9 protein-coding genes are annotated in these 9509 nt (G+C 70.1%); 5 read left to right on the plus strand and 4 right to left on the minus strand.

Features of this window, described 5'->3' with window-relative positions; genetic code table 11:
* The first annotated feature begins 29 nt into the window (after nucleotides 1–29).
* Together NBT67_RS09915 and msrA are read left to right on the plus strand one after the other, a co-directional pair.
* A complete protein-coding gene (locus tag NBT67_RS09915; RefSeq protein ID WP_251341560.1) occupies nucleotides 30–1310 on the plus strand; it encodes a tRNA pseudouridine(54/55) synthase Pus10 in 1281 nt (426 codons plus the stop codon).
* Between the two features lie 38 nt (nucleotides 1311–1348).
* Nucleotides 1349–1885, plus strand: coding sequence for a peptide-methionine (S)-S-oxide reductase MsrA (gene msrA / locus NBT67_RS09920; protein WP_251341561.1), 537 nt, complete (start codon nucleotides 1349–1351; stop codon nucleotides 1883–1885).
* Between the two features lie 278 nt (nucleotides 1886–2163).
* On the opposite strand, the gene NBT67_RS09925 is transcribed toward msrA, so the two are convergent.
* Nucleotides 2164–3855: a Na+/H+ antiporter NhaC family protein gene (locus NBT67_RS09925; protein WP_343218032.1), complete on the minus strand. Its 1692-nt coding sequence runs from the start codon at nucleotides 3853–3855 to the stop codon at nucleotides 2164–2166.
* 363 nt (nucleotides 3856–4218) lie between these two features.
* Between NBT67_RS09925 and rnhB the strand changes: the two genes are divergently transcribed.
* A complete protein-coding gene (rnhB, locus tag NBT67_RS09930) occupies nucleotides 4219–4857 on the plus strand; it encodes a ribonuclease HII (protein ID WP_251341563.1) in 639 nt (212 codons plus the stop codon).
* Between the two features lie 17 nt (nucleotides 4858–4874).
* On the opposite strand, the gene NBT67_RS09935 is transcribed toward rnhB, so the two are convergent.
* A complete protein-coding gene (locus NBT67_RS09935) occupies nucleotides 4875–6437 on the minus strand; it encodes a preprotein translocase subunit SecD (protein ID WP_251341564.1) in 1563 nt (520 codons plus the stop codon).
* Nucleotides 6437–7312, minus strand: a complete 876-nt coding sequence (gene secF, locus NBT67_RS09940; RefSeq protein ID WP_251341565.1) for a protein translocase subunit SecF — start codon at nucleotides 7310–7312, stop codon at nucleotides 6437–6439. Before secF ends, NBT67_RS09935 begins: the two co-directional genes overlap by 1 nt.
* Nucleotides 7313–7426: 114 nt before the next feature.
* On the opposite strand from secF, the gene NBT67_RS09945 reads away from it, so the two are divergent.
* Both NBT67_RS09945 and NBT67_RS09950 read left to right on the plus strand, forming a co-directional pair.
* Nucleotides 7427–8128 (plus strand): helix-turn-helix domain-containing protein, encoded by a 702-nt coding sequence (locus NBT67_RS09945; protein ID WP_251341566.1) that lies wholly within the window; start codon nucleotides 7427–7429, stop codon nucleotides 8126–8128.
* Between the two features lie 42 nt (nucleotides 8129–8170).
* Nucleotides 8171–8968, plus strand: a complete 798-nt coding sequence (locus tag NBT67_RS09950) for an alpha/beta fold hydrolase (protein WP_251341567.1) — start codon at nucleotides 8171–8173, stop codon at nucleotides 8966–8968.
* Here NBT67_RS09950 and NBT67_RS09955 read toward each other — a convergent pair.
* Nucleotides 8965–9435: a DUF5812 family protein gene (locus NBT67_RS09955; RefSeq protein ID WP_251341568.1), complete on the minus strand. Its 471-nt coding sequence runs from the start codon at nucleotides 9433–9435 to the stop codon at nucleotides 8965–8967. The genes NBT67_RS09950 and NBT67_RS09955 overlap by 4 nt on opposite strands.
* Nucleotides 9436–9509 lie beyond the last annotated feature (74 nt).

Consider the following 9509-nt stretch of genomic DNA (forward strand, 5'->3'; position numbering starts at 1 on the left):
TAATTACGCCCGCCGCTCCCTTCGTGGATATGACGCTCCTGGACGACGCGCGCCGACTCGCGTCGACCGGTCCGGTGTGTGACGCGTGTCTGGGGCGCGTCTTCGCCGACCGGAGCTTCGGGCTGACCAACGCCGAACGCGGCCGCTCCCTGCGCGTCGCCGTCGCCCTCGACGACGACGACGACTTCGACCCCGTCGAGACGGCGGACTGCTGGGTGTGCGAGGGCCGGTGTGACGAGTTCGACGACTGGGCGGAACGCGCCGCCGACGCCGTCGAGTCCGTCGAGTTCGACACCTACCAGGTCGGCACCCGGACGCCGCCGCTGATCGAAGAGAACGAGCGCCTGCTCCGCGAGGAGGTCGGGGCCGACCCCGAGGCGGGCGAGCCGTTCAAGATGGAGTTCAACCGCGAGGTGGGTAAGCGGATCGGCCGCCTCACCGACGCCGAGGTGGACTTCGAGCGACCGCACGTGCAGTTCGTCCTCGACGTGGCGGGCGACCGCGTCGAGACCACGATCAACTCCGCGTTCGTCTACGGCCGGTACCGCAAACTCGAACGCGACATCCCCCAGACGGAGTGGCCCTGCCGCGAGTGCGACGGGAGCGGCCGGCAGGGACGCGAGCCCTGCGAGCACTGCGACGGGACGGGCTACCTCTACGACCGGAGCGTCGAGGGGCTGATCGCCCCCGTCGTCGAGGACGTGATGGACGGGGTCGACGCCCTGTTTCACGGCGCCGGTCGCGAGGACGTCGACGCCCGGATGCTCGGGACCGGGCGACCCTTCGTCGTCGAGGTGAAGGAGCCGCGTCGCCGCCGGGTCGACGTCGACCGTCTGGAGGCGGACGTCAACGCCTTCGCCGACGGCGCCGTCGAGGTGACCGGCCTCCGACTGGCCACCTACGGGATGGTCGAGCGGGTGAAGGAACTCGACGCGAGCAAGACCTACCGCGCGGCCGTCGAGTTCGACGGCCCGGTCGACGCCGACGCCCTCGCCGCGGCCCTCGACGAACTCGACGGGGCGACGGTCGAGCAGTACACCCCCCAGCGGGTCGACCACCGGCGGGCGAACCTGACCCGGACCCGCGAGGTGTACGAAGCGACCGGCGAACTCGACGACCCCCGGCACGCCACCGTCGAGATTCACGGCGCCGGCGGGCTCTACATCAAGGAACTCGTCTCCGGCGACGGCGACCGGACGGAGCCGAGTCTGGCCGGACTGCTGGGTGTCGGCGCCCGCGTCACCGACCTCGACGTGCTGGCCGTCGAGGGCGAGGCCGAACCCTTCGAGGACGAGGACTACTTCCTGTAGGCGCTGCGTACATAGGCGTCGGGCACCTACGGGAGGGCATGACCGACGACCGCGCCACCGCGACGCTCGCGGGCGGCTGTTTCTGGTGTCTCGAAGCGCCGTTCGAGGAACTCGCCGGCGTCCACGCCGTCACCTCCGGCTACTGCGGCGGCGACGTCCCGGACCCCACCTACGAGGAGGTGTGTTCGGGGACGACCGGCCACGCCGAGGCGGTGCAGGTCGAGTACGACCCCGACGTGGTGAGCTACGCGGACCTGCTGGAGGTGTTTTTCGCCCTCCACGACCCGACGACGACGGACCGCCAGGGGCCGGACGTCGGCTCGCAGTACCGCTCGGCCGTCTTCTACCACGACGAGGAGCAGCGAGCGACCGCCGAGGCGACCATCGAGCGCCTGGCCGACGACTACGACGACCCCATCGTCACCGAAGTCGAGCCCCTGGAGACGTTCTACCCGGCCGAGGACTACCACCAGGACTACTACGCGAACAACCCCCAGCGGGCGTACTGCCAGGTGCAGATCCGCCCCAAACTCCGGACGGTCCGCGAGCGGTTCGCCGACCGCGTGGCGGAGTAGGTCGCCGACCGCGTGGAGGTGTGATCCCCGTCAAAAACGTTAATTTATTGACTATATGGCGCCACGGTCGGAACGGGGGGATAGGTGCCTCTGACACGACGGGATCGACTCCCGCAAGCGTCCCCTCACGACGCCGGCGGTGGTGGCGGTCTCTCCTGCGCCGCCACCGCTTCCGGTCGCCCGTGCTACCGTCGCTCGGTTCGTGAGCCCGCAGCGTCGGGACGGCGAGCGGTGCCGGCCGTCGTGGCCGTACCGAACGGCGTGTTGGCTCTGACGGTTCAGCCGCCGAGCGTCGCGAACGCGAACACGAGCGCGAGGTAGCCGACGACGACGACCACCGCCGCCACCGGAACGGTCGAGAGGAAGTCGTGGCTGCCGTTGTTGCCGTCGACCTCTCCCGACTCCACCGCCTCGACGTCGACGGTTCCGGACTCGATGGCCGCCGCCGAGGGCATCACCTCCGGGAGGCCCTTGCGTCTCGCGTCCACCTTGTTGAGCACGACCACCGCGACGGCGGTGAGGACGAAGGCGAGGGGCAGGGCGACGTAGGGCGACTGCAGGCCGACCCCGTAGAGGAGGAGGACGACGACGGTGACCCCGGCGGCCGTCCCCGCGAACGGGACCTGCGTGTTGACGTGGTCGATGTGGTCCGAGCCGGCGAAGATGGAGGACATGACCGTGGTGTCGCTGATCGGCGAACTGTGATCCCCCCAGATGGCGCCGCCGAACAGCACGCCGATCAGCACCGGGAGGATGGAGGGGCCGACCAGTTCGTAGCCCAGCGGGATGGCCAGCGGCGTCAGAATGGCCATCGTCCCCCAGGAGGTACCCGTCGTGAACGCGATCAGCATGGCGGCGACGAAGACGATGAGCGGCAGGAAGCTCCCGGGGAGACCGCTCCCGACCATCGTGTCGACGATGAACTGCGCCGTCCCCACCCGCTCGGCCGCGAGGCCGATGGACCACGCGAGGACGATGATCGCGATGGCGATGTTCATCGTCTTGAAGCCGTCGATGATCGTCTCGCTCGCCGTTTCGAGGTCCATCGTCCGGAACCCGAGCGCGCCGACGAAGCCGGTCAGCATGAACGCGAAGGCCCCGTACAGCAGGCCGAGCGCCACGTCGGTCTCCTGGAACGCGGTGGCGATATCGACGTCGGGCTGGTAGCCGCCGCCGAGCCACCACATCGAGACGAGGCCCACGACGAGCAGGACGAGGATGGGCACGAAGAAGTTCACGAGCGTGGGGTTCTTCTCGCTCGGTTCGCCGACGTCCTGGGACACGTCCGAGAGCGGCGTCGCGTCCTCGCGGATGGTCCGTCCCGTCTTCCGGGCGCGCCACTCCGCGTCGAGCATCGGGCCGAAGAACCGCTGGGTGATCGCGATGAACCCGACCATGAAGAAGGCCATGAAGCAGTAGATGTTCCACGGGATGCTCTGCAGGAACAGGCCGAAGGCGGTCGTGCCGAGTTCCGAGAGGGTGACATCGAGAGCACCGAAGCCGGCGATCACCATCGACACCTGGTAGCCGATCCAGTTCGAGACGGGGCCGAACGTCGTCACCGGCGACGTCGTCGAGTCGAGGACGTAGGCGTGCATCTCCCGCGAGGAGCGGTTCTCCTGGGAGAGCTCCCGCGTCGCGTTCCCCGTGACGACGGTGCTGGTGTAGGAGTCGAAGAAGATGAACACGCCGATGAGCCAGGTGAGGATCTGTGATTCGCGGGCGCTGTCCACCCGGTCGCCGATCCAGCGCTCCAGCGCCAGGATCCCGCCCGAGCGGTAGATGAAGGCGGCCCCCGCCCCCATGAACATGATCAGGAGGATGAACTTCGTGTCGAACGGCGACCGGACCACCTCCACGAGCCAATCCATCGTGAGCGCCGTGGCCGCGATGGGGTTCCAGCCGGCGACGATCAGTGCCCCGACCCACACGCCGGCGAACAGCGACACGAGCACCTGTCGCGTGGTCATCGCGAGCACGATCGCCAGCAACGGCGGCGCGAGCGCGAGTGCTCCGTACGTGGTAGCCATGCGCCGTCGAGATAGTCCAGTTTCTGAAATAAAGTTTGGGGTGTGTTCTCACGTGTCGAGACGACGGCCGGCGAGCGCGCCGGGACGAGCGGGTCGCGGCCCAACGCTTATCCGTTCGGGTCCGTTCGATTCGTGGGGATTCAGCATGTGCCACCACCACACGCCGATCGAACTGCTCGCGGAGCGCCGGACGAGCGAGGCCGACGAGGACGAGGCGGACGCGGCCGCGACGCCGACGCTGACGCCGCCGGCGGACGACTGACCGACCCAAACGGCTTTGACGCCGTCCGTCCACCCCCCGGTATGGTGATCGGTGCCGACGAGGCGGGGAAGGGACCGGTGCTCGGGCCGATGGTCGCGGCGGCGGTCCGGGCGCCGGCCGACGCGATTCCACCGGGGGTGGACGACTCGAAGCGACTGACGGCCGACCGGCGGGCCGACCTGGCGGCCGCCCTCCGTGCCGACGACGCCGTGGCCGTGGGCGTCGGCGTCGTGACGCCCGCCCGCATCGACGACCCCGAGACGGACATGAACGGCCTGACCGTCGCCGCCCAGGCCGAGGCGGTCGGGGCGGTGGCCGGAGACGACGACGCCGTCGTCGTCGACGCGGGCGACGTCGACGCCGACCGCTTCGGCCGGCGCGTCCGGGACGCCCTCGACGCCGACGTGGGGATGCGCGCCGAACACCGCGCGGACGAGCGCCACGCCCACGTCGCGGCGGCGAGCGTCGTCGCCAAGGTGGAGCGGGACGCCCGGATCGAGGCGCTGACCGACGCGTACGGCGACGTCGGCAGCGGCTACCCGAGCGACGACCGCACGCGGCGGTTTCTGGCCGACTACGTCGACGAACACGGCCACCTGCCGGCGTGTGCCCGCGCGTCGTGGGCGACGTGCGACGACGTGCTCGCGGCGGCCGAGCAGTCGTCGCTGGCGGACTTCTGAGAGGAGGGCGGGTCGGCCTACCGCGTCAGCAGCGCCCGCAGGATGTCACCGTAGGCCGGCCGGGTGAGGAGGACGCCCACGACGACGCCGAGGATGGTGAAGATGGCGAAGCCCTGCAGGTCGCCGAGCGAGAGCACCGCGAGCGGACTCATGGCGATGATGGTCGTCGCAGCGGCCGCGCCGATGACCCAGAACGCCTTCCTGAACCGGGACTGGAAGACGCGGCGACTGTTCACGTCGCCCTCGGCCATCACCTCGTCGGCGATGATGATGAGGTCGTCCACCCCCGTCCCGATGACGGCGATGAACCCGGCGATCACCGAGAGGTCGAGCGGGTAGCCGATGCCGGCCGCGAAGCCGAGCAGGATCACCACCTCAGAGAGCGCGGTGACGATCATCGGCACCGCCACCTCGGCGGCGCCGTAGCGCAGGAAGACGACGCCCGCGACGGCGAAGACGGCGATGATCCCCGTCAGCAGCGAGTCCGTGCGGAACTCCGCCCCCTGACTCGGCGCGATGTACGACGAGGTGCCCTCGCCGTCCGGGCCGATGTCGAGGGAAGCGGGGAGCGCGCCGGCGCGCAGGTTGATCGCGACCTCTCGGGCCTCGCTGAAGTTCCGCGTCTGGAGGACGAACCGGGGGTCCTGTGCCCAGTCGCCGGACCGCATGTCGCTCGCCAGCCCCGGACTCATGCCGAAGGAGTTGACGACCTGTCCGTCGACGATCAGGAGCAGGCACGCGTCGGTGCCGTTCGGCGAGGTGGCGTAGCTACACCGCGTGCCGCCCCGCTGGGCGAGTCCCGTCTGGATCATCCGCTCCTGGAACTGCGGGGCCACGCTCTCCCGAACCACGACCGGGACGTTGGGCAACTGGCCCTCGCCGCCCTGCTGGGCGTTCCCGATGCTCTGGAAGTCGTTCCGTTCCAGTACGGTCGTCTGCTGGTAGGTGCCGTTGTCCGTCGGGTAGTAGGTGTCGACGCGGACGTTCCCGCGCTGGTTCACCAGGTCCACGACCTCCTGGCGGCTCTCGTCGGGCACCTCGATGAGGATGTAGTACTCGCCCGTCGGGGTGGTGATCTGCTGGACCGTTCCGCCGGAGAGCCCCGCCTCGTTGATCTTGTTCGAGAGGATGTCGATGGTCTGTTGTCGCGTCGCCTCGGTGACGCCCTCGCGGGTCGTCCCGTAGGCGTAGCCCGCGGCGTCGAGGGCGTTCCCGAGTTCCTGGGACGTGACGCCGCTGGCGGTCACCTCGACCGTCCCGGCGGTCTGGGTCTGCCGCCGAACGGTCACGTCGGCGACGGTCACGTTCTCCAGTTGCGTCGCCACGTTGCGTTCGACCTCGGGCGGGTCGGTGCCGTCGAACTCGACCTCCTCGGCGGTGACGCCGACCAGCGGAGCGCGGATGCGGGTCCCACCCGAGAGCTGGAGGCCGTACTGGAGGTTGGTCACGCCGCTACTCGCCAGCCCCGGCGCGTCGGTGCCGTCGTCCGCCGCCATCGTCGGCGAGAACAGCGCGAAGAGGCTCGCACAGAGGACGACCACGAGCAGGATGACCCGCCAGTTGTCACGGATCGCCCCCATCAGTTACCCACCCCCTCGTACTTGTACCAGCGCAGCAGGCTGAGGTTGAGCATGTAGGTGTTCATCAGGTCGGTCGCGAGACCGAAGACGAGGACCGTCCCGATGGCGGCGAGCAGCTGGATTCCGAACAGCGTCGCCACGACGGTCATGACGGCCATCGCGGCAAGCGACGTGAGCGTCATGGTCACGCCGGTCCGCATGGCGCGGTGGGTCGACTCGTAGAACCCGCCCGACCGTCTGAGGATGTGGTTGTTGAGCAGGATGTCGGAGTCGACGCTGTACCCGATGATCATCAGGAGGGCGGCGACGGTGCCGAGCGTGAGTTCGATGCCGAGGACGTTCATCAGCGCCACCGGGATCACGATGTCGGAGAAGGCGGAGACGACCACGGCGATGGAGGGGACGAACGTCCGGAACATCAGGAAGACCAGGGCGCTCATCCCGAAGAAGGCGAAGGCGACGCCGCCGAGCGCGAGCTGCTGGGTGCGCGACCCGAAGTTCGCGGAGACCGTGTAGCTCGACTCCACGTCGAATCCCGCCGCCCGCGCCTGCTCCTCGAGCGTCGACACCCCCGCCTCGTCGGTCTGGAAGGTCAGGATGTACGTGTCGTCGGTGGGCACGCTCCGGATCGATTCGGGATCCGGATCGAACGCCTGCTGGATGCGTTCGCGTGCCTGGCCGTCCGGTGCGTCGACCGCGACGCGTATCTCCGCGCCGCCGGTGAAATCGAGGCCTGGATCGACAGGCGCGCCGGTCGCGACGTACCACCCCGAGATGATCAGGAGGGCGACGGCGAGTATCGCGAGGGGTACGGCGGCGAGCTGGCGATTCGTGTACCGGGTGTAGTCCACCTCCGGTACTTCGAACGCTACCATGCCCGCCGGTCCAGCCCGACGCCTACTAAGCCTTCTTATGTCCGTCGGGGGGCGCTCGCTCCGCGGGGCCGCCGCACCGACACGCCCATTATCGGCCCCGTCGACCGGCATCCCATGGGCCTCGTCGCCGAATACGAACTCCCTTGCGAGGGGTTGCCACTCGTCGACGTCGCCGCGGCCGTCCCGAACGCGACGCTCGAGGTGGAGATCCAGTTCAACCACGGCGACCGACCCCCGTTTCTCGTCCACGCGACGCACGAGTCGCCGTCCGCGGTGGAGCGCGCCCTCGCCTCCTCGCCGTTCGTGGACCGGTACGTCCGCGTCGGCCGGGCGGGCGAGACGTGCCGGTACAAGGTCAGGCCGGCCGTCGGGATGGAGGCACAACTCGGGGCCCACCTCGACGACCTGGACGACCTCCGGGCGCTGGCGAGGGCGGACGCCATCGTCGAGCGCATCCGCGTCACGCCGACGGGGTGGACCCAGTCGACCTGGTTCGCCGACCGGGCGGCTTTCGACGAGTTCCGGCGCTTCTGGACCAGAAACGACGGGTTCCGCCTGCGCCGGCTCACGCGTGACGGCGACCCCGAGGCGCCGGGCGACGGGTTGACCGACCCGCAGCGCGAGGCGCTCCGGGCCGCCTACGGGATGGGCTACTTCGAGATTCCGCGCGACGCCTCGCTCGACGACGTGGCGGCGGAACTCGGGATCACCGCCTCGGCGCTCTCGGAACGGCTGCGGCGCGCCCAGACTCACCTCGTCGAGACGACCGTCGCGCCGACGTGGCCACCCCTTCCGGATAAAGGACGCCACGACTGAGAGTGGGACTTTCCGGGGGCGGTCACCCACCTCCGGCCGGTCATGCGAACCGTAACGTCGGCCGACGGCACGCGCATCGCGTACGAACGACACGGCGACGGACGGCCGCTGCTCCTCCTCCACGGTGGGCTGACTCGGCGGTACTGGGACCCGGTCGTCCCCGAGTTCGCGGACGACTACGCGGTCTTCACGCCGGACCGCCGCGGCCGCGGGGAGAGCGGCGACCGCGAGGCGTACGGCATCGATCGCGAGGTGGCGGACGTCCGGGCGCTGATCGACGCGGTCGAGGGTGAGCCGGTGCTGTTCGGGCACTCCTTCGGCGGCCGCATGGCCGTCGAGGCCGCCCGCGTCGAACCCGTGGCGGGGGTCGTGGCCTACGAGCCCGCCTACCTCGTCGACGAGTACCGGAAGGAGGCCGACCTGGCGGCCCGGATGGCGGCGCGACTCGACGCCGGCGAGCCCCGCGAGGCGGCACGACTCCACGTCCGCGAGGTGATCCACGGCGGGGAGATCGACGACCTGGACGCGTGGCTCGACGGGTGGCCGCCCTGGCCCGCCCCGGTGGAACACGTCGAGAACACGCTTCGGATGAACCGCGCCATCGAGGAGCAACCGCTCCCCGACTCGCTCGACGTCGGCGCGCCGACGCTCCTCCTGACCGGGAGCGAGGGACCCGAACACCTCCGTGAGAGCGTCCGTGCGGTCAACGAGGCCCTCCCGAGCGGCCGTCTCGTCGAGTTCGAGGGCATCGGTCACGGCGGGCCGGCGGAATCCCCCGAGCGCGTCGCCGCCACCGTGCGGCGCTTCCTGGCCGAGGTGGCGCCGCCGCGGACGGGTTAGGGGAGATAGCGCACAGAGACCACGCCCGGTTCCGACCGCACGACCACCCGGGCGACGCCGAGGCGGGCCGCACGCGACCGGAGGCCCTCCTCGTCGTCGAGGACGTCCGCGACGGCGGCGTCCGTCTCCCCCTCGGACACCGTGAGGACGTGGAGTTCGCCCGTCCCCGCGCGCTCGCGTCGGGTGAGTTCGCCGACCGCCTGCTCGCCGGCGATTTCGCGGGCGAGCGTCGTCGGCGCCTCCGCGCTCTCCTCGACGCTGATCGTCCAGCGCTCCGTCACCTCATCCAGCCGCCACGCCACCTCCAGCGGCGGTTCCGGGACGACCGTTCCCTCGATGGCCTCGCCGACCGTCACGTCCGGGTTCGTCGCCAGCGTGTGGACCTGCCCGTCGTCGACGTCGGTCAGGACGGCCGCGTCGCCGTCGGCGGCCGTCACGAGGAAGGTCCCCGTCTTCTCGTCGGTCATGTGCGGGGGTAGGCGGTCGACGGGTTTCGGCGTTTCGTCACGGCGGGAGGTCTATGTCGGTCGCGGGTCGACTG

The organism is Haloplanus sp. GDY1 (genome assembly GCF_023703775.1).
Taxonomy (GTDB): domain Archaea; phylum Halobacteriota; class Halobacteria; order Halobacteriales; family Haloferacaceae; genus Haloplanus; species Haloplanus halophilus.